The 20,902-nt window shown below is 36.9% G+C and carries 20 protein-coding genes; 11 read left to right on the top strand and 9 right to left on the bottom strand.

The window, feature by feature from the left end:
- Positions 1 to 95: 95 nt before the first annotated feature.
- The 4 genes from IL45_RS08540 (at position 96) to IL45_RS08555 (ending at position 7,094) form a co-directional block, all read left to right on the top strand.
- Positions 96 to 2,501, top strand: a complete 2,406-nt coding sequence (locus IL45_RS08540) for a M28 family peptidase (RefSeq protein ID WP_036582787.1) — start codon at positions 96 to 98, stop codon at positions 2,499 to 2,501.
- A complete protein-coding gene (locus tag IL45_RS08545) occupies positions 2,494 to 3,267 on the top strand; it encodes an NAD(P)H-binding protein (RefSeq protein WP_036582788.1) in 774 nt (257 codons plus the stop codon). The genes IL45_RS08540 and IL45_RS08545 overlap by 8 nt, the downstream gene beginning before the upstream one ends.
- Before the next feature lie 199 nt (positions 3,268 to 3,466).
- Positions 3,467 to 5,731: a penicillin-binding protein 1C gene (pbpC, locus tag IL45_RS08550; protein WP_316930410.1), complete on the top strand. Its 2,265-nt coding sequence runs from the start codon at positions 3,467 to 3,469 to the stop codon at positions 5,729 to 5,731.
- Between the two features lie 88 nt (positions 5,732 to 5,819).
- Positions 5,820 to 7,094: a porin family protein gene (locus IL45_RS08555; protein WP_036582792.1), complete on the top strand. Its 1,275-nt coding sequence runs from the start codon at positions 5,820 to 5,822 to the stop codon at positions 7,092 to 7,094.
- Here the strand turns inward: IL45_RS08555 and IL45_RS08560 are convergent, their stop codons facing one another.
- Entirely contained in the window at positions 7,095 to 7,559 is a 465-nt protein-coding gene (locus IL45_RS08560) for a CYTH domain-containing protein (protein WP_036582793.1), read from the bottom strand.
- 179 nt (positions 7,560 to 7,738) lie between these two features.
- Positions 7,739 to 8,398: an NAD-dependent epimerase/dehydratase family protein gene (locus IL45_RS08565; protein WP_036582796.1), complete on the bottom strand. Its 660-nt coding sequence runs from the start codon at positions 8,396 to 8,398 to the stop codon at positions 7,739 to 7,741.
- Positions 8,399 to 8,436: 38 nt separating this feature from the next.
- Here IL45_RS08565 and dinB point away from each other — a divergent pair, with 38 nt between their 5' ends.
- Together dinB and IL45_RS08575 are read left to right on the top strand one after the other, a co-directional pair.
- The gene (dinB, locus tag IL45_RS08570) at positions 8,437 to 9,522 is read left to right on the top strand and encodes a DNA polymerase IV (RefSeq protein WP_036582797.1); all 1,086 of its coding nucleotides are present in this window, start codon (positions 8,437 to 8,439) and stop codon (positions 9,520 to 9,522) included.
- Between the two features lie 57 nt (positions 9,523 to 9,579).
- A complete protein-coding gene (locus IL45_RS08575; RefSeq protein ID WP_081866574.1) occupies positions 9,580 to 10,083 on the top strand; it encodes a PAS domain-containing protein in 504 nt (167 codons plus the stop codon).
- On the opposite strand, the gene pyk is transcribed toward IL45_RS08575, so the two are convergent.
- The 5 genes from pyk to IL45_RS08600 all read right to left on the bottom strand — a co-directional run bounded on the left by pyk (position 10,084) and on the right by IL45_RS08600 (position 14,396).
- Positions 10,084 to 11,514 (bottom strand): pyruvate kinase, encoded by a 1,431-nt coding sequence (pyk, locus tag IL45_RS08580; protein ID WP_036582798.1) that lies wholly within the window; start codon positions 11,512 to 11,514, stop codon positions 10,084 to 10,086.
- The gene (locus tag IL45_RS08585) at positions 11,514 to 12,002 is read right to left on the bottom strand and encodes an IPExxxVDY family protein (protein WP_036582800.1); all 489 of its coding nucleotides are present in this window, start codon (positions 12,000 to 12,002) and stop codon (positions 11,514 to 11,516) included. Before IL45_RS08585 ends, pyk begins: the two co-directional genes overlap by 1 nt.
- 144 nt (positions 12,003 to 12,146) lie before the next feature.
- On the bottom strand, positions 12,147 to 12,887 hold the full coding sequence (gene rnc / locus IL45_RS08590; protein WP_036582802.1) for a ribonuclease III: 741 nt from the start codon (positions 12,885 to 12,887) through the stop codon (positions 12,147 to 12,149).
- A 14-nt stretch (positions 12,888 to 12,901) separates the two neighbouring features.
- A complete protein-coding gene (fabF, locus tag IL45_RS08595; protein ID WP_036582803.1) occupies positions 12,902 to 14,149 on the bottom strand; it encodes a beta-ketoacyl-ACP synthase II in 1,248 nt (415 codons plus the stop codon).
- A 10-nt stretch (positions 14,150 to 14,159) separates the two neighbouring features.
- A complete protein-coding gene (locus IL45_RS08600; RefSeq protein ID WP_015361896.1) occupies positions 14,160 to 14,396 on the bottom strand; it encodes an acyl carrier protein in 237 nt (78 codons plus the stop codon).
- Between the two features lie 155 nt (positions 14,397 to 14,551).
- On the opposite strand from IL45_RS08600, the gene purN reads away from it, so the two are divergent.
- Positions 14,552 to 15,115: a phosphoribosylglycinamide formyltransferase gene (purN, locus tag IL45_RS08605; protein WP_036582806.1), complete on the top strand. Its 564-nt coding sequence runs from the start codon at positions 14,552 to 14,554 to the stop codon at positions 15,113 to 15,115.
- Positions 15,115 to 15,594 (top strand): ribonuclease HI, encoded by a 480-nt coding sequence (gene rnhA, locus IL45_RS08610; RefSeq protein WP_036582809.1) that lies wholly within the window; start codon positions 15,115 to 15,117, stop codon positions 15,592 to 15,594. Before purN ends, rnhA begins: the two co-directional genes overlap by 1 nt.
- Here rnhA and IL45_RS08615 read toward each other — a convergent pair.
- Complete coding sequence (locus tag IL45_RS08615; protein WP_036582811.1) at positions 15,591 to 16,214, bottom strand: hypothetical protein; 624 nt, start codon at positions 16,212 to 16,214, stop codon at positions 15,591 to 15,593. The genes rnhA and IL45_RS08615 overlap by 4 nt on opposite strands.
- Before the next feature lie 206 nt (positions 16,215 to 16,420).
- Here IL45_RS08615 and IL45_RS08620 point away from each other — a divergent pair, with 206 nt between their 5' ends.
- The 3 genes from IL45_RS08620 (at position 16,421) to IL45_RS08630 (ending at position 20,176) form a co-directional block, all read left to right on the top strand.
- A complete protein-coding gene (locus IL45_RS08620; protein WP_036582813.1) occupies positions 16,421 to 17,341 on the top strand; it encodes a PfkB family carbohydrate kinase in 921 nt (306 codons plus the stop codon).
- Between the two features lie 67 nt (positions 17,342 to 17,408).
- Complete coding sequence (locus tag IL45_RS08625; protein ID WP_036582816.1) at positions 17,409 to 19,307, top strand: amidophosphoribosyltransferase; 1,899 nt, start codon at positions 17,409 to 17,411, stop codon at positions 19,305 to 19,307.
- An 83-nt stretch (positions 19,308 to 19,390) separates the two neighbouring features.
- On the top strand, positions 19,391 to 20,176 hold the full coding sequence (locus tag IL45_RS08630; protein ID WP_081866575.1) for a GLPGLI family protein: 786 nt from the start codon (positions 19,391 to 19,393) through the stop codon (positions 20,174 to 20,176).
- 90 nt (positions 20,177 to 20,266) lie between these two features.
- Here the strand turns inward: IL45_RS08630 and IL45_RS08635 are convergent, their stop codons facing one another.
- Complete coding sequence (locus IL45_RS08635) at positions 20,267 to 20,872, bottom strand: superoxide dismutase (RefSeq protein WP_036582820.1); 606 nt, start codon at positions 20,870 to 20,872, stop codon at positions 20,267 to 20,269.
- Positions 20,873 to 20,902 lie beyond the last annotated feature (30 nt).

The raw sequence follows: 20,902 nt of genomic DNA on the forward strand, positions 1-20,902 counted from the left end.
AAGTATCAGCCATTATTAAATAAAAACCCATATAAGTATCTTTATCCATTATCTTTTTAAAGTGTGAGATACAACAAACCACCAAATTCAAAAAAATGAGATCCTTTAAACCTAAATCCCATTTATCATCAGCATTATCGTTTCTAACAATTATCGCCATCATATGGTATGTATTTTATAGTCAGACACCATCTGCAGCAGTGGAAGATAGTTTGCCAGCAACTGAGTGGTCTACGGCAAGAGCGCTAGAACACGTTAAGGCGATGTCTGTACAGCCTCACCATGTAGGTAGTGCAGCCCATGATGATGTAAGAGACTATGTAGTTACTCAACTGCAAGCAATGGGATTGCAAGTTACTACCCAAAAAGGCTACACCATGGATCCATGGGGAAACCTGGCAAATCCAGAAAATATTCTGGCACGTATTAAAGGTTCTCAAGAAAACAGTAAAGCTCTTTTATTATTAAGTCACTATGACAGCGATCCACATTCTAGTAAAGGTGCCAGCGATGCTGCTAGTGGTGTCGCTACCATTTTAGAAGGTGTGCGCACGTTTCTTGCTCAAAATAAACAACCTCTTAATGACATTATAATTTGTATTACTGATGCTGAAGAACTAGGCCTTAACGGTGCAGAACTTTTTGTGAATGAACATCCATGGGCACAAGACGTTGCGATGGTTCTTAACTTTGAAGCTCGTGGTAGCGGTGGACCTAGTTATATGCTTGTAGAAACTAATGGTGGTAACCGCAAGATTATTGAAGAATTTTCAAATGCTGGAGTAGAATATCCAGTGGCCAACTCACTTGCCTACAGTATATATAAAATGATTCCTAATGATACTGACCTCACCGTTTTTAGAAAAGATGGCGATATCAACGGACTTAATTTTGCCTTCATAGGTGACCATTACGACTACCATACAGAATTAGATAACTATGAGCGCTTAGATCGTAATACACTAGCTCATCAAGGCGCCTATTTAATGCCATTGATGAATCATTTATCAAACATTGACCTTAGTGATGAGCTCAAAGTTCCTGAAGGTGATGATTACGTTTATTTCCCTATGCCCATCATTAAAATGGTGAGTTTTCCATTTAAATGGCTGCCATTTTTAATTATAGGTAGCGGTTTATTGCTAGTAGTACTCATTGTTTATGGTATTAGAAAAAGACGCATTTCCTTTGGTCAGATTCTGGCAGGATTTGTTCCGTTTTTAGGTAGTTTAATCATAGGGTATTTATTAAGTAACTATGGTTGGGTAGGAATCAAAAGTGGCTCTTTTTATGTCGATCAGCAACATGGTTTTCCATACAACGGTTATTGGCTTATCGCAGCAGCGGCAATGACAGCAGCAACCTTGTGTTTCTTTTTGTATCATAAATATTATAAGAAGGATAATGTAGCTAGTTTAAGTATCGCGCCATTATTTATTTTGTGGCTGGTTTGTTTATTAATAGCATTCCCTGTAGGTGATGGTGGTTTAATACCAGGTGTATTTTTACCAGGTGCCGGATTCTTTCTAGTACCGCTCATAGCAGGATTGCTTATGGTATGGCTCAATATTAACCAGCGCAGACCTAGTTACATTTTACTCGTTATTCTCGCGGTACCTGCCTTGTTCATTTTCACACCGTTTGTCAAAGCATTTCCAGTGGCACTAGGTATGGGAATTTTATTTGTAGCCGCTATTCTCACCACACTGTTGATAGGTTTATTGATTCCTATTATTGGACATTATCGCAGGAAAGACCTACTATCCTTCATAGGATTGATAGCAACGTTAGTTTGTGTGGGATACGCTTTCGCGAAAGCGGAATTTACACCATCACAACCACAATCAACTAGTCTAGTCTACATACAAAACCAAGACGACCAGACCGCACAATGGGCCACATACGACGAAGTCCTGACAGACTGGACCAAAGCAAAACTGGGAGAATCGCCAGCAGCAGCCAGCGAACTTAATAAAAACACCATCGATTCAAAATACGGAACCGGTTTCAGCTATGCAGCCACAGCACCATATAAAGAATTAGCTCCTGTAATGGTAGACACATTAATTGATAGTTTACACGCAAATTTAAGAACAGTAAAAATGAAAATCTACAGTGAATCTGTCATCCAGCGTTTAGAAGTGTTTTGCGATACGACTTATGTTTTTGAAGACGGAAAAGTAAACGGTAAAGAAGTTTATAAGGCCAAAGTCTCTAAAAAAGCGCTACCTAATCGATGGGGAAATCGCATGTTGAGCTACTATGTAACTAACAATGAACCACTAGAATTAGAGCTTACTTTTAAAGCTGATGTCGAGCCAGAATTCCAGTTCTATGCAGCATCATTTAACCTACTTAAAACCGAGGCGCTAGATGTAAAACCTAGACCATTAGAGCAAATGAGTATGCCGTTTGTTCTTAACGATGCTATTTTAAGAAAACGCTATATAACACTTAATAGGCCTACCGTAGTAACCGATTCAATACTGTCAAATGAATAAGAAAACAATCGGTATCTTAGGTTGTGGATGGCTCGGTCTAGAGTTAGGAAAACAACTTGTTACAGAAGGATTTCCCGTAAAAGGAACCGTACGTCATAAAGATAAACTAGCCAACTTAAAAGAAGTTGGAATAGATGGTTATATCCTTGATTTAAAAGAAGATAAACTCTACGGTGATGTAGCCGATTTTCTAAGAAATATAGATGTGCTATTCATCAACATTCCGCCTGGACTGCGTAAAAATCCAGAAAGTGATTTTGCCCAGCGCATGAAATTGCTCATGACATTTGTAAATACGGCAACTGTTGAACATGTCATTTTTGTATCGAGCACTTCTGTTTTTGAAGATGCGCAAGACATTCCAGTTTATGATGAAAACAGCAGACCTAACAGCACGAGTAGTAATGGCAAAAAAATCTATGCAGCAGAGTTGCTAGTTCAAGACTTCTTTGCCAACACGACGATTTTAAGACCATGTGGTTTAATAGGCGGCGATAGACATCCTATAAAAATGCTCGCTGGTCGTAAGGGCGTTTCAAATCCAGATGCACCAATAAATCTTGTTCATAGGCAACATGTAATTGATATAGTAAAAAAGCTCATAACTGAAGAATTAAAAACTTCTATAGTTCACGCAATTAGTGAACCACATGAATCTAGAAAAAGTTACTATTCTCAAAAAGCCAAAGAATTTGGTGTAGAACCACCACAGTTTGCTGAAAATGGTAAATCGGTTGGAAAAAAAATGAAGTCTTTATACCATTAGATGTATTTAAGTTTAAAAAGTAATGAAGCGTAGATTTATTTGGTTAAGTTTTGGAGCAATACAAAAAAGTAACAAAGCTGTTCAAAAAATAAAATCATTATAAAACTATTCTTAGCTTTCAACAGTGAAAAAATTCCTGTTCAAACATAAATTCAAATTAAGCATCGCTTTTATTCTACTCGTGTGGTATACGTTGTGCTTGCCAAAGCAATTATTTGATGTTCCGTACTCGACGGTAATAGAAAGTAGTGATGGGCGTTTGTTAGATGCGCATATCGCCAGTGATGATCAGTGGCGATTTCCGGCCGTAGATAGTGTTCCCTATAAATATAAAAAGTGTTTGTTGCAATATGAAGATGCGCATTTTTACGCGCATCCAGGATTCAATCCAGTTTCTATTGTTAAGGCTTTTAAAGAAAACATGAACGCTGGCAAAGTCGTGCGTGGTGGTAGTACAATTACACAGCAAGTGATTAGGCTTGCGCGAAAAAAGGATAGAAAATACTATGAGAAATTTATAGAGCTTATCTGGGCAACAAGGCTTGAGTTGAGATTATCTAAAGAAGAAATTTTAGAACTCTATGCTTCTCATGCGCCTTATGGTGGTAATGTGATAGGACTCGATATGGCGTCGTGGCGGTATTTTGGAAGAAAACCACACGAACTCAGCTGGGCAGAAAGTGCCACGCTGGCTGTTTTGCCTAATGCACCAGGTTTAATTTATCCTGGTAAAAGAGAAAGCCAACTCAGAGAAAAACGAGATGCATTACTGCTCAAGTTAAAAGAGGAAAACATTATTGATGATATGGATTATGAACTGGCTGTTTCAGAATCTGTTCCTACTCGAGATTTTAGAGTACCGCAACTGGCACCTCATTTATTGAATAGAGCAAATAAGCAATACGGCACTCAAAAAATCAGAACCACGATTGATTATCAAATGCAGGAAACAGTCAACCGCATCGTACAAAATCATCATCATATTCTGAAGCAAAACGGTATTAACAACCTCGCCATGTTAGTTCTGGACATTGAAAACCAATCGGTATCTGCTTATGTGGGAAATGCTCCTACTACCAGAGAACACCAGAAAGATGTGGACATTATTACCGCTCCACGTAGTACTGGCAGCGTTTTAAAACCCTTTTTATATGCCACCATGCTGGATAATGGCGAACTATTACCTCACAGCCTCGTAAAAGATATACCTACGGTTATTAATGGTTATAACACACAAAACTTTGACAAGAATTATAGCGGTGCTGTTCCGGCTTCACAAGCCTTATCGCGATCACTCAATGTACCTGCGGTGCGCATGCTACGCGATCATGGTGTTACTCGATTCTATGACAAATTGCAAGATTTAGGTCAATCACACATCAATCGTGGTGCGGGAACTTATGGACTGAGTTTGATTATAGGTGGTGGCGAGAGCAGTTTATGGGACATGAGCCATGCTTATCTATCTATGGCAACCATTTTAAAAGGGTACACTCAAACGAGTAGTGAATACAATCACAACGTCATGGATGGATTGCACTATGTGGAGGATGATGGAAACGCTTTCGCGAAAGCGGACTTAAAAACAACACCTCATATCTATGGTGCAGGAAGTATTTACCACACTTTTGAAGCCATGAAAAATGTCAACCGACCGGAAGGCGAAGAGATCTGGCACTTTTTTAATCCTAATCACAACATGGCATGGAAAACAGGAACCAGCTATGGAAATAGAGACGCCTGGGCGATAGGCGTCACGCCACGTTACGTGATAGGCGTATGGACAGGAAATGCTGACGGAGAAGGACGTGCCGAAATGACCGGAATCAAAAGTGCGGCGCCAGTGCTATTTGACTTATTCAATAGATTACCACAACAAGAATGGTTTGCGCCGCCGTATGATGATATGGTTGAAATAGATATCTGTAAAAAGTCAGGTTATCTCGCCACACCTGAATGTGAGATCGAGAAACAATGGATTCCTGCCGTAGGAGAACGCTATGATTCTTGCCCATACCACAAACTCGTGCAACTCGATGCTACACAATCCCATCAGGTAAATGCAGACTGTGAACCAGTTTCTAACATGGTTGCAAAATCTTATTTCACCCTACCACCAGTAATGGCCTGGTACTACCGTAGAACACATCCCGATTATGAACCACTTCCACCCTATCGAGCAGATTGTGAATCACCTGTAGAAAATGTCATGACTTTTATAAGACCTAATGCTGGAACGACTATCACGCTCACTAAAAACATAGAAGGAAAAACAAACGAGACCGTTTTTGAGCTTGCCCATAAAATTCCTAATACAACAGTCTATTGGTATCTCGACGAGGACTATATAACGAGCACTAAAGATTTTCATGAAATTGCATTAAGCGCTGCCCCAGGAAAACATATAATTACTGCTGTAGATGAGGATGGGAATGATGTGAAAATGAGTTTAAGGTTTAAGTAAAGTATTGGCAATTAAAGGCTAAATAAAAAATTAACGCACACTAAATTCATTCAAATTGAGTTAATTTCATACAACTAAACGACCTTAAATGAAAACTAAGCTTATTACACTGACCGTATTACTGTTATCTTATATTACAGTAAATGCACAAGAGGATACTACAAATTGGTATCAAAACTTACATGTTAAAGTAGGTTATGCAGATAACTTTAGTTTCTCTTCAGATTTAAACGTTGCTGGATATGAAACCTATGTTCCGACGAATGCAACTTTTAGATTGGGATTAGGATATGATTTTAGCTTAGGAAATAAATGGACTTTATCTCCAAGTGCCGAAATAGATTGGATTAGAATAATAGATGAAACGGTTATCACCCCAGATAGTGGATTAGACAGATTCTCTACGTCTAGAACATCATCTGGTTCTGAGCTTAATATTATACTGTCAGCTCCTTTTGAATATCAAATTTTAAGCAATGATAAAAATAGCTTTGGCATTGCCGTTTCTCCACAAATTAACTTCAGATCTTTTAATGATGTCGGACTAGGTACTTCTGTAGATGGAGATGCTAGCAGTAATAGAATCAGATACGAATCTACAGAGCGCAACAGAATATTTAGACCATCATTGTTGCTAGGTCTCAATTACAACTTTAAACTGGGTGCACTTCCTGTAAGAGCTCAAGCGTTTTATAGTCATTCCTTTGCTCCAGCTTACTTTGGAGAATATACGTATTCAAATGATTTTAATGGAGAAACACAAACGGGCGAGTATGAATTTGATGGTCATCAAGCAGGTGTTTCGTTAGCATTTTTCCCATTTGGAAATGGCAACAGAGAGAAAAAAGAAAAGAAAGAGAAAGTAGTTCAAGAAAGAAAAGAGCGAAGTGAGATTAAAGGTAGTAGTAGATTTGGCTATAAAATGGGAGTTAATTTTTCCGATATCACAGCCATCGATTCTAATACTGGTGGATTAAGTGGTTTTGTAGGCACCGAATTATATGGAGGTTTATTCATAGATACAAAAATTAGTAACAAATGGAACCTCCAAAATGAAGCGACTTTTTCCTTCACAGATGAAAACATGTTTTTAGAAATTCCTATCTTATTTAAAAGACAAGTAGGAAGGAATTTTTGGGCTTTTGCTGGGCCCAAAGCCCAAATCGTAGTGAATGAAAGTTTAGAAATCGATAGAAATTTTGGCGCTGGATTAGATTTTGGATTTCAATACGATCTTCCAAAGGACTTTTTCATCGAGGCACGTTATGGGATAGGTCTATCCCGACAAATAAGTGATTTCCAACTAGGTTTTGAAGGCGGAAAGCGTAACGTATTGCGTGTAGGTGTTGGGATTAAATTTTAACTACCACTCACTAAAAGGCTTTTCACTTAAATAAGAATTATAATAACGAGTATCACCAGTAACTTCCTTGTCAATCCATTGAGGTAAAGTGAAAGTTTCTTCTTCGGTTTGTAGTTCTATTTCGGCAACTACTAGGTTGTTGTTTGCGCCGTGAAATACGTCTATTTCCCAAGTATGATTTTCTATCACAATTTCATATCTCGTTTTATCTATCACTCCTGGTAATGCAAGTTCTAGCAATTCCTCAGCCTCAACAATGGTGATTTCTTTTTCCCATTCATATCTTGTGAGACCGCTGTCCGTAGACATTCCTTTTATGGTAATAAAACCTTGAGTTCCTTTAATGCGCACTCTTACCGTACGTGCAGGATCTGTAGAAAGATAGCCTTGGGTAATGCGTTTTCCTTTAAGCTCTTTTAAGAAATCTGTATTTTTGACTAAGTACTTGCGTTCTATTTCTAGCATGGTTATTTATTGAAAATGTAATAATAAGTAATTAGTTACAAGTATATGATTTGATCATTATGATTGGAATTTCAGGGTTTAAGTTTAAGTAAAAAACTAAAACCGTCCTCGACTCTCGCTCCAACTGACATATTACAGCTTTTCGTTTCGAACCATTAGACTGAAACTGAGACTATATTCTAAAGCGACGCAATCACCTTTAACTCATCACTTTCTATTCTTGATTTTTCATAACCATTAATGGCTACATAAATCATAGATTGAGCAATCGTTTCTGGTTCTATGCTACGGTATTTTTTAAGAAAACCAATGAGTAAAGGATCAATAAGCTTTTGAAATTTTTTCCACGCACTTTCAAATTTGCGTTGCTCTTCTCGCTCGCCACCTATTAATGCTGGCTGGACAAAGTAAGCTTCTTTAAAACCTAGTTTCTCAATATCACGTTCCATTTCTCCTTTGCCTCGGTTGTACATAAACTTACTGTCAGGATTTGCTCCTAGTGCAGATATGGCAATGACTTTTTGCACGCCGTTATGCAAAGCGACCTCGGCAACCTGTACTGGTAAATCATGTTCGATTCGATAGTATTCCTCCTTATCTGGTGTTTTGGCTTGGGTTGTTCCGGTACATATAAATAAGTGATCAGCTTTTAAGAAATCAGTATAAGTAGCCGGATCAAATAAGTCCACGATATGTGATTCATGTTTGCGGTGGTTGAGTTTAGTACGCTTTCGCGAAAGCGTAATCACACGCTCATATTGTGCATTATCAAATAATAAATTCACTAACCTACTTCCCGTAAGTCCTGTGGCACCGATAACAACAGCAGTATATTTCATTAACATATTTCTAGAGTTAAAGGTAGTAATTTTGCACCATGCACGAATTGGATGATCGCAAAATTATACACGTAGACATGGACGCATTTTATGCGAGCGTAGAGCAACGTGATTTTCCAGAATTAAAAGGAAAACCTATTGCCGTAGGTGGTGGAAATAATCGAGGTGTAGTAGCAGCGGCAAGTTATGAAGCGCGCAAATATGGTGTGCGTAGTGCTATGCCTAGTGTCACGGCCAAAAAGCTATGTCCAGATCTGATTTTTGTGAAACATAGATTTGATAAATACCGAGAGGTATCTTCTCAAATTAGAGATATATTCTTAGACTATACAGACCTCGTAGAGCCTTTATCACTTGATGAGGCTTACCTAGATGTCACAGAGAATAAGTTGAACTACCCTAGTGCTACTGTTATTGCATATGATATAAGAAGACGCATTTATGAAACTACTGGATTAACTGCCAGCGCCGGGATTTCTATCAATAAATTTGTTGCAAAAATTGCTAGTGATTATAACAAACCTAACGGACAAAAAACAATAACACCTGAAGAGGTGATTCCATTTCTAGAAGAATTAGAGATTAGAAAATTTCACGGTATAGGTAAAGTCACTGCAGAGAAAATGTACTTGCAAGGCATATTTACAGGAGCTCATTTAAAAGAACGCAGTCTAGAGTTTTTACAAGAGCATTTTGGTAAAAGTGGCGCTCACTATTATAATATTGTACGAGGTTTACACCATAGTCCGGTAAAACCAGATCGTATTAGAAAATCTCTAGGTGCAGAGCGTACTTTTTCTGAAAACATATCGAGCGAGATATTTATGAAAGAGCGTCTTACTCAAATCGCTGAAGAAATTGAAAAACGACTTGCAAAAAATGATGTCGCTGGTAAAACGGTTACTTTAAAAATAAAATATAGCGATTTTAAAACGCAAACACGTAGCAAAACCCTACCTCATTTTATAAGAACTAAAGATTTAATACTGGCTACTGCTATTGAATTAATGGAACAAGAAGGTTTCCGTGAAAGTGTGCGCTTGCTAGGTATCACACTATCTAATCTTAATACTGATGTTGAGGAAGCTGATTTTGTTGAAGTTCAGTTAAAATTTATGTTCTAAAACATTAACTAGTAGTTGTAGGAATAAAAGTCACGTTTCCTATAGCTTTGTTAGTATATGACCTTAGAAAACTCCCAATATACTGTTATCAATAGCCACGTCAACTCGCTACCCATGTTATCATGGGAATTAATTAAAAAGCTTTTATGGAATCTTGATAAAGAGATGTTAGAGCACATGAACCATCTGGCACAAGAATATAACTGGCATTTTAATTATTTTCTAGACAGCTATTCCCATTATAAAGGTTACTCTATAGTTATTACCGATCATAATTTTAAAATCCAGTGTTGTTCTGAAAATATCTTTAAAATGACTGGCTATAAAAGTCATGAATTAACGGGTCATTCACCTAAACTATTACAAGGTGAAAAAACGGATCAGAATTCAAAAAGACTCATAAAAAAAGCAACTCAAGATGAGTTGCCTTTTAATACTCGCTTAGTAAATTACCGTAAGAACGGTGAGTTATATGGTTGTGAAATTATTGCTTTCCCTATTTTCAATGGCACTTCTAAAGTCTCTCACTTTATTGCTTTTGAAAAAGAATATTTTGTTTAGCTATTCTATCTCAGTAACTCTTAGTGTATTTACCATTCCTTTATCTGTAACTGGCATTGCTGCAAGATTGATTAAGAAATCTCCTTTTTTGACAAACTTTTTGTCTTTTGCAAATTGATTTACATCCTCAATAGTTTCATCAGTACTTACAAAACGGTCGTATAAAAAGGCTTTAACACCCCATAAGAGACTTAATTGAGTAAGTATACGTGTGTTACTAGTAAATGTTAAAATATGTGCATCTGGTCTCCAGGCGCTAATTTGAAACGCTGTATAACCACTATTGGTCATTGTTGTGATTGCTTTTGCATCAATCTCGTCAGCCATTTTTGCAGCATGATAACAAATCGATTTAGTGATATATCTCTTTGTTTTAATATGCGGCGCACTATGTGGTACATTAATCAAGTCACTGTTTTCAACAGATAAACAAATGCTGGTCATTTTTTCTATTACTTGAATAGGATACTGACCTACTGATGTTTCACCAGATAACATTACAGCATCTGCACCATCCATTACAGAGTTTGCTACATCATTAACCTCTGCACGTGTAGGCGTAAGGCTAGTAATCATTGTTTCCATCATTTGTGTAGCGATGATAACAGGAATACGTGCTTGTTTTGCCTTTAAGACCAATTGCTTTTGAATAAGAGGTACTTCATGTGCAGGAACCTCTACACCTAAATCACCACGAGCCACCATTAAACCATCACAATAAGCTACAATTTTATCGATGTTAGTGACAGCTTCAGGCTTTTCAATTTTAGCGATAATAGGAATTTTATGCTCTGAGTGTTCCTTAATTAAATCTTGTAATTCCATCAAATCACGACTATGACGTACAAATGAAAGTGCCATCCAGTCTACTTGCAACTCACAAGCAAATATGGCATCTACGACATCCTTTTCTGTAAGTGCCGGTAATGAAATATCTGTTTGCGGTAAATTGACTCCTTTTTTGGAACGTAGTGGTCCACCTTGAATTACTTTAGTAACTACATCTTTAACACCATCAGTAGAAACTACTTCAAACATTAATTTACCATCGTCTAGTAAAATACGTTCACCGGCTTTTACATCTCTAGGGAAATGCTCATAATTCATGTAAACACGCTCTGCAGTACCTTTAAACGGCTCTCCAGTAGAAATAGTAATAATATCGCCAGGATTTACAACCACTTCTTCTTTCATGACACCAACACGTAGTTTAGGACCTTGTAAATCTCCTAATATACCTGTTGCAAATCCGTGTTCTTCATTAAGGTCACGTATCATTTGAACACGTTCTTTTACATCCTCATGATCTGCATGTGAAAAATTAATTCTAAATACATTCACGCCAGCCTTCATCATACCTAACAATACTTCTTTTGAAGAAGTTGCAGGTCCTAATGTAGCTACGATTTTAGTCTTTTTTGTCTTTGGCATTATTCAAAAATTAAATAATCTTTTTGTTTGATTACATGTTCATCTAGCTGGTATGCAGATATCACATGTGGTATTTTGGTTAAGTCGTTAATTAGCTTTTTCAAAGGAAAAAACTCAGGATCCTTTTCTACTTTGATAATGAAGTCTACTCTTGCATACTCCTTAATTAACACTGTTTTTACTTCGGTTTGTTCTTGACTTTCAAAAAGACCGCCACTACTGGTAACGGTATTAAGATTAGCCCAAAATTTATTAGGTGTTAAGTAATAAGTGTTATAGTTTATAACATCATCATATTTATAAACTGGATACCTTACTGTAAAGTTAGGCATGGTCACATCTTGATCTACATCTGTTCTCTTGAAAGACAACCCTAAATACTTATTAACCATATAAGCCATTCTATAAGGCTCAATTGTAGAATGTATTCCTACAAGGGTATATGGCTCATCGTCACAATCCCATCCATCTAACTTGTAAGTAGCCATATCATCAACTTTACTAACAAATTTAAGAAGACAAACTACAAATTAGTCTTTAAAAGTCTTTAATAAATTGATATTTTCTACGAAATGGTTGTCGTTACTGGATTCTAGTACGATTAAGAATTATGCAAGGTGCGAAATAAAGAATTATTGGGTACTTATTTTATCTTGTAAGGCAAAAAAAGCTCTTTTACTTGCTTTTTCCTCAGCCTTTTTCTTTGATGTTGCACGTGCTTTTGCAAGAATTCTATCATCTATAGATAACTTCACAGAAAAGTGTCTGATTTCATTAACACCAGTATCCTCATAGGTATGATAATTAAAAGTCTTCTTGTTTTTTTGGCACCATTCTATTAAAATGCTCTTGTAACTAATAACCTTACCTTCTAATTTCTCGATATCAACATAAGGTTCAATTACCCGACGACTAATAAAGTTTTGAGTTCGCTTATAGCCCTTATCAAGATAAATAGCACCTACTAATGCCTCAAATAAATTCCCATGAACATTTGCTCCGAAATTACGTTCTGGAACTTGTGTTTTAGCAAAATCAATAAGCCCAAAGTCCATTCCTAACTCATTGAGATGTTCACGACTTACAATCTTAGACCTCATTTTGGTCAAGTAACCTTCATCGCCATGCGGCACTTCGTTATAAATATATTCTGCAATGACACTTCCTAAAATAGCATCACCAAGAAACTCTAATCGTTCATAGCTAATAGGATTACCATCTGCATCTTTTAAGCTCATGGATTTATGAGTAAACGCTTTACGATAAACATCGATATCCTTAGGAGTTATCCCAGTAATTTTTTTTATTCCACGCGATAGCGCCTCGTCATCTGTAGAGATTCGAGAGGAGAATATTTTTTTAAATCGATTCATTAAAAAGGTATCGCTTAGATTTTTCTAAATGCGATACAGCAGTTGTGACCACCAAAACCGAATGTGTTACTCAAAGCAATGTTTACCTCTCGTTTTTCTGGTTTATTCAATACTAATCTTAATGACGGATCAATATTCTCATCTACGGTAGTATGGTTAATGGTAGGAGGAATTATCCCTTCATTGATAGCCATAACACTTGCAATAGACTCTATAGCACCAGCAGCACCTAAAAGGTGACCAGTCATAGATTTTGTAGAATTAATACTAATGTTAGGCGCATGATCGCCAAAAACAGCTTTTATCGCCTTCAACTCTGCCACATCTCCTAGCGGTGTAGATGTACCATGTGTATTAATATGATCTACATCTTCAGGATTAATGCCTGCATTTTGTAGCGTATTTTTCATTACTGCTATAACACCACGTCCTTCTGGATCCGGTGCAGTAATGTGATATGCGTCACTAGAGAAACCACCACCTATAACCTCTGCATAGATTTTTGCTCCACGAGCTTTTGCATACTCATAATCTTCTAGAACCAGCGCACCAGCGCCTTCTCCTAGAACAAAACCGTCACGTGTCGCATCAAATGGTCGACTTGCGGTTTCTGGACTTTCATTACGTGTTGATAAGGCATGCATGGCATTAAAACCACCCATTCCTGCTTGAGCAACCGCAGCTTCAGAGCCACCAGTTACAATCACGTCACAATGTCCTAATCTAATATAGTTAACTGCATCCAGCATCGCATTTGCACTAGAGGCACAAGCAGATACTGTCGTATAGTTAGGTCCCATAAATCCATATTTTATAGAAATATGAGCCGGCGCTATATCAGCAATCATTTTAGGAATAAAGAAAGGGTTAAATCGAGGCGTACCGTTTCCAGCAGCAAACGCTTTAACTTCTTCCTGAAAAGTTTCTAGACCACCTATTCCTGCGCCCCAGATAACACCGACTCTATATTTATCTATAGAGTCGATATCTAATCCTGAGTCTGCTATCGCCTCATCACCTGCAACCAGTGCATACTGGGCAAAGCGATCCATGCGTCTAGCTTCCTTGCGGTCTATGAAATCAGTCACATTAAAGTTCTTGATCTCACAAGCGAACTTAGTCTTGAAATGTTCTGTATCAAAATATGTGATAGGAGCGCAACCACTCTTACCTGTTTTTAACGCATCCCAATACTCCGTTAGATTATTACCTATCGGTGTAAGAGCTCCCATTCCTGTTATGACTACTCGCTTTAATTCCATGTGAAGTAAATTAAGCTTTTGCTTCTTCTATGTATGAAACAGCTTGACCTACAGTCGCAATGTTTTCTGCTTGATCATCTGGTATCTGGATATCAAATTCTTTTTCGAATTCCATGATCAACTCAACTGTATCTAGTGAGTCCGCGCCTAAGTCGTTTGTGAAACTTGCTTCTGTTACAACTTCATTTTCGTCAACACCTAATTTGTCAACGATTATCGCTTTTACTCTTGATGCAATGTCTGACATAATTTTCTAATTTTAATTTTAAATGAATGGCAAAAATAACAAACTTTGTGATAAAACCACTTTTTAGTTATTTGAGTTAACTTGCCATCGCATTTGATAATGTTATTTTACTCAACTCTATCAGGTGGTTTACAACAAGCTTGCCATAAAAAAATATGAAAAAAATAGTAATTCTAGCATCAGGTAATGGTACTAATGCTCAGGCGATTATAAATCATTTTAGCAAAAATGAATCCGTAGAAATCTCATTGGTTTTATCTAATAAACCACAAGCCTATGTGCTAGAAAGAGCGCAAAAAAATAATATTCCGGCGATGAGTTTTAATAAATTCGCTTTCGCGAAAGCGGGAAAAGTAGAATCTTTATTAAAGGCAGAAAACCCAGATTTAATAGTGCTGGCGGGCTTTTTATGGAAAATCCCAGAAAGTCTCGTAAAATTATTTCCAAAAAAAATTATTAACATTCATCCTGCTTTATTACCAAATTACGGCGGAAAAGGCATGTATGGTATGAATGTGCATCGCGCTATCATTGAAAATAAAGAAGAAAAAAGTGGTATTACCATCCATTATGTAAATGAACATTATGATGAAGGTGCCATTATTGAACAGTTCACGTGTCCTGTTTATCAAAATGATACAGCAGATGATCTAGCCGCACGCATACATGAGTTAGAACACTTACATTTCCCAATGGTCATTGAAGAATTACTTGATTAATGGAACAAGTACACATATATACTGATGGCTCTTCAAGAGGTAATCCAGGACCTGGTGGCTATGGGATTGTGATGATATGGGTAGGGAAAAAATATAAAAAAGAATTTTCTCAAGGCTATAGACGCACCACTAATAACAGGATGGAATTGCTCGCTGTTATAGAGGCTCTAGAAAAGATTAAAATGGATCAAGTACAAATTACCGTTTTTACCGACAGTAAATATGTAAGTGATGCCGTTAATAAAAACTGGATTGCTGGATGGATCAAACGCAAATGGAAAAACGTCAAGAACCCAGATTTATGGAAGCGTTTTATTAAAGCCTTTAATCGCACACAACCTAAAATGCAATGGGTAAAAGGTCATAATGATCACCCTATTAATGAAAGATGTGACGCACTGGCTGTAGGTGCTGCTCTAAATAAAAGTAATCATCTCGTGGATGAAGGATTTGAAGCTAGTGAGAAAGGCCTATTTTAATTTGCTCGCCATTTCACCCAAATTGTAACAGTTGGATTACTTATAGTATCTGTACCTGTGTTTTGGGCTCTCACATGAATATGGTTTCCAGCGCTAAAGTCAATATTTGCAGTATTATCATTATAAGTACCTCCTAAAAGATTAAAATTGATATTACCTCCCACTATTGTGGTATTACTTTGCCTAATCCTAACATTAAAAGGTGCTGCAAGATTATTAGTAGCTGTTCCACTTACTGTGTTAGAATTTGACGTAATAGCAATAATAGTCCCATCAAAAGGCAACAAAATACCAGAATTTGCGGTAGTTAAATTACCTGCCATTCTCAGACTTTGACTACCTATATCACCTCCACGTGAAAAAACAAGCGGCGTTGCAGCAATGGTCAACCATTTTCCTCGAGACGCATCATACATATATAATTGATCACCTATTACCGCCATCTGTCCTGTGGCAGCACCAGTAGGTACTGATTGTGGCTCTAGCTCTAGTGCTGGTAAATTGGTTGTGCTCGCTGCGATATCTAGTTCTGCAGTTGGTGAAACAGTATTAATCCCTACCTGACCTTGTATCCATTGCGTAGTTGCTAATAGCGTTAAAGCTAAAAATAAATTTTTCATGAAATCCCTAATTATCATAAATGTTAAGTTTTGCAAATTAGAACCTATAACCTGCTTCACCTAGTTTTCAATCATTTAAACGACAAAAGACTATCTAATGACTACATATTACATAACAGAACCTCAACAACAGGACATCAATTAACTCATGATGATTGTTCTTTAAGGACTGACTAATTCATTACTTTTGCAAAAAAATATCAAGAATGAGCAAACTCGTAGTTGTAGGTACAGTAGCTTTTGATGCTATCGAAACACCTTTCGGAAAAACAGATAAAATATTAGGTGGTGCAGCCACTTTTATAGGTCTAAGTGCTTCACACTTCAACACAGAAGTTGGATTAGTAAGTGTAGTAGGTGGAGATTTTCCACAAGAATATCTAGACATGCTTTCTAATAGAGGTATGAATATAGAAGGTGTTGAGGTTGTTAAGGATGGTAAAACATTTTTCTGGTCTGGCAAGTACCATAATGACATGAATACCCGTGACACACTTGCTACAGAGTTAAATGTACTAGCAGACTTTAATCCAGTTGTACCAGAATCTTTTAAAGATGCAGAGGTAGTAATGTTAGGAAACCTACATCCTGCAGTACAATTAGGCGTTATTGAACAAACGCCAGCAGCAAAGCTAATCATCTTAGATACGATGAACTTTTGGATGGATAGCGCATTAGACATGTTGCATGAGGTCATAGCAAAGGTTGATGTCATTACTATTAATGATGAAGAAGCTAGACAGTTATCTGGTGAATACTCACTAGTTGCTGCAGCACGCAAGATTCATACTATGGGTCCTAAGTATGTGGTCATTAAAAAAGGAGAACATGGTGCTTTATTATTCCATGAAGAACAAATCTTCTTTGCACCAGCCTTACCACTAGAGGAAGTTTTTGACCCGACAGGAGCAGGAGACACATTTGCAGGAGGATTTGCTGGTTTTCTAGCATCAAGTGAGGATTACAGTTTTGAAAATATGAAGCGAGCTATTATTTATGGTTCTAACTTTGCTTCTTTCTGTGTAGAGAAATTTGGAACTGAGCGCATGCAATCTATCACGCCTGAAGAGATCAATACACGTTTAGAGCAGTTTAAAGCACTGACTAAATTTGAAATAAACGCATAATAAAAATTGATAGAGCCCTCAAATATTTTGAGGGCTTTTTATTTACTTTTGACTTTTAGAATTCATCATGAGCGATCCATTAAAACACGAGTGTGGTATAGCACTTATTAGACTTCTTAAACCTCTTGAATATTATAAAGAGAAATATGGTACGGCATTTTATGGCATCAATAAAATGTACCTAATGATGGAAAAACAGCACAATCGCGGTCAGGATGGTGCTGGATTTGCAAGCATAAAATTAGATGTAAAACCTGGTCAACGATACATCTCTCGTGTGCGCAGTAATGAGGCACAACCTATACAGGATATATTTGCACAAATTAATGAGCGTATTAATTCAGAATTAGAGGAAAATCCAGAAATAAAAGATGATGTCGCTGCACAAAAAGCACAAATCCCTTACATCGGTGAATTGATGATGGGCCATGTACGATATGGTACCTTCGGTAAAAATAGTATTGAATCAGTACATCCGTTTTTACGTCAGAACAACTGGATGCATCGCAACCTTATCATGGCTGGTAATTTTAACATGACTAACGTGTTTGAGTTATTTGACAAATTAGTAGAACTAGGACAGCATCCTAAGGACATGGCAGACACCGTAACCGTTATGGAAAAGGTAGGTCATTTTCAAGATCGTGAGGTTTCTAAATTATATAAAAAATTCAAGGCTGAAGGACTTTCTAAAATGGAATCCTCACCTAAAATAGCTGAACAACTTAACGTTGCCAAAGTTTTAAAGAAAAGTGCAAAAGATTGGGATGGTGGCTATGCCATGGGTGGACTTATGGGACATGGTGACGCTTTCCTATTAAGAGACCCATCGGGTATTAGACCAGCATACTACTATCAAGATGATGAAGTAGTTGTCGTAGCTAGTGAACGTCCAGTAATTCAAACTGCGTTTAACGCACCGTTTGAAGAAGTAAAAGAACTGGATCCAGGTAAAGCTATTATCATTAAAAAGAATGGTAAAGTAAGTATTGAACAAATACTGAAACCACTAGAACGTAAGGCCTGTTCTTTTGAACGTATTTATTTCTCTCGTGGTAGCGATGCCGAGATTTATCAAGAGCGTAAAAAACTGGGGCATTTATTATTCCCTAAAATCATGGAATTCATTGATCATGATATAGATAACACCGTTTTTTCATACATTCCAAATACGGCCGAAACTTCATTCTATGGTATGGTAGAAGCGGCACATGCCGTTTTAAATGAACAAAAACGAGATGCTATTATTGCTGGAGAAGGTAAACTGACCGCACAACAAGTTGAGGATACGCTTTCGCGAAAGCTGCGAACTGAAAAGATTGCGATTAAAGATGCAAAGTTAAGAACCTTTATCACTGAGGATTCTTCTCGAGACGATCTCGTAGCACACGTTTACGATGTAACCTATGGTGTTGTAAAAGAAAACGATAACCTAGTAATCATCGATGATTCTATCGTACGTGGAACAACACTTAAAAAATCCATTCTTAAAATGATGGACCGCTTGAAACCGAAGAAAATTGTAGTTGTTTCTAGTGCACCACAAATCAGATATCCAGATTGTTATGGGATAGATATGGCCAGATTAGAAGGACTAGTTGCTTTTAGAGCAGCACTTGCTTTACATGAAGATCGTGGAACCTATGACACTGTAGAGGACATTTATAAAAAATGTAAATCACAGATAAACTTTAAGGATAAGGATGTTGTCAATTATGTGAAGGAACTCTATGCACCGTTTACAGATCAAGAAGTGTCTGATAAGATAGGTGAGTTACTCTCAGACGATGATTTAAATGCAGAAGTGAAAATCGTTTACCAAACCGTAGATAATTTACACAAAGCCTGCCCTAAAAACTTAGGTGATTGGTATTTTACAGGTGATTACCCTACTAATGGTGGAAATCGTGTGGTGAATCGTGCTTACATCAACTTCTTTGAGAAAAATGATGAGCGAGCTTATTAGTAATTAGTTGTCTGTTATTTGTTAATGGTTACAATTTAAGAATCTTATCTAGCGTTAGAATAGTAAATCTGTTTATATTTATTATGAAGTTCCGTTTTTTTATTCTCCTTTTGTTATTGTCAATTTCTGTTAAAGCTCAAAAAGACAATACTAATGCCGTAATTCAAGTTGAATATGACATTATTCTCAACGACACTACTGATATAGAAAGTTTTCAACGTGCTTTTAAACATACGCTAGTGAGCGATGGTGAGCGAAGCCATCAAACTCTACATAGTCATATAGACACTACCCTATACTCTAATTATGGCACTGCTCATTCCTTCAATTCTGAATATATAAACAGACATAATTACTTTAAGAATATCACAGAGAGTCAAATAAACTATGGAATGGAGTATGGCTTTTATGAAACTGAATTAATTAGAGATGATTGGATGTTTGTCAACTTTAAAGATGGGAATGAGACCAAGAAAATCCTAGGCTATAAATGCAAGCAACAATTTGTATCATTTAGAGGTAGAGATTATGAGATTTATTATGCGACAGAACTAAGTGCATATAAAGATGGCCCATGGAAGTTTATGGGCGCACCAGGATTAATCCTAGAGGTTAGAAGTCTTGATGGTTCTGTTTCAATGAAAGCAACAGACGTAAATACTACCACAGTATTGGAAGTAAAGAACATGCCTGATCATTGGGGTTCATCTTTAGGTATAGGTTATGACGAATTTGTAAAACGTTACAGACTATGGCGAGAAGAAGTAGTCAAAAAAAACAAATTTGAAGACCCAAATATTATAGTCGTTGTTCCTTATCGTGATTTTGAAATTTATAAGCATTACTTTGTAGATAACCATGAATATTAAGGGTAAACTTCAAAGTATAAATAAGCCTCAAATTTAAATAAATTTGAGGCTTTTACTTTATTACGTTACCTGATTACCATTAATTCAGGATTACTTAGCAGCGTTGTATTTCTCTGATACAGCATCCCAATCAATTACATTAAAAAATGCAGTTACATAATCAGGTCTGCGGTTTTGATAATTTAAGTAATATGCGTGTTCCCATACATCTAGTCCTAAAATAGGAGTTCCTCCACAACCTACACCTGGCATTAATGGATTGTCTTGATTAGGAGTTCCACACACTTCTAGAGCACCGTCTTTAACACATAAAAATGCCCATCCTGAACCGAATTGTGTTTTTGCGGCTGTAGCAAATTTATCTTGAAATGCATCATATGAACCAAAAGCACTATCGATTGCAGCAGCAAGATCTCCAGTAGGTTTTCCACCACCATTAGGTGACATTACTTCCCAGAATAATCTGTGGTTGTAAAATCCACCACCATTATTTCTGACCGCTTTATTTTCCATGTCTAGATTCGTAAGAATGTCTTCAATAGACTTTCCTTCTAGGTCAGTACCTTCAATGGCATTATTTAATTTAGTAGTATAACCATTGTGATGTTTTGAATGGTGAATCTCCATTGTTCTTGCATCAATATGTGGTTCTAGCGCATCATACGCATAGTTGAGTTTAGGTAATTCAAAAGCCATAATATATTGGTTTTAATTGATTTATTTATA

The sequence above is a fragment of the Nonlabens ulvanivorans genome, from assembly GCF_000732625.1.
Taxonomy (GTDB): Bacteria; Bacteroidota; Bacteroidia; order Flavobacteriales; family Flavobacteriaceae; genus Nonlabens; species Nonlabens ulvanivorans.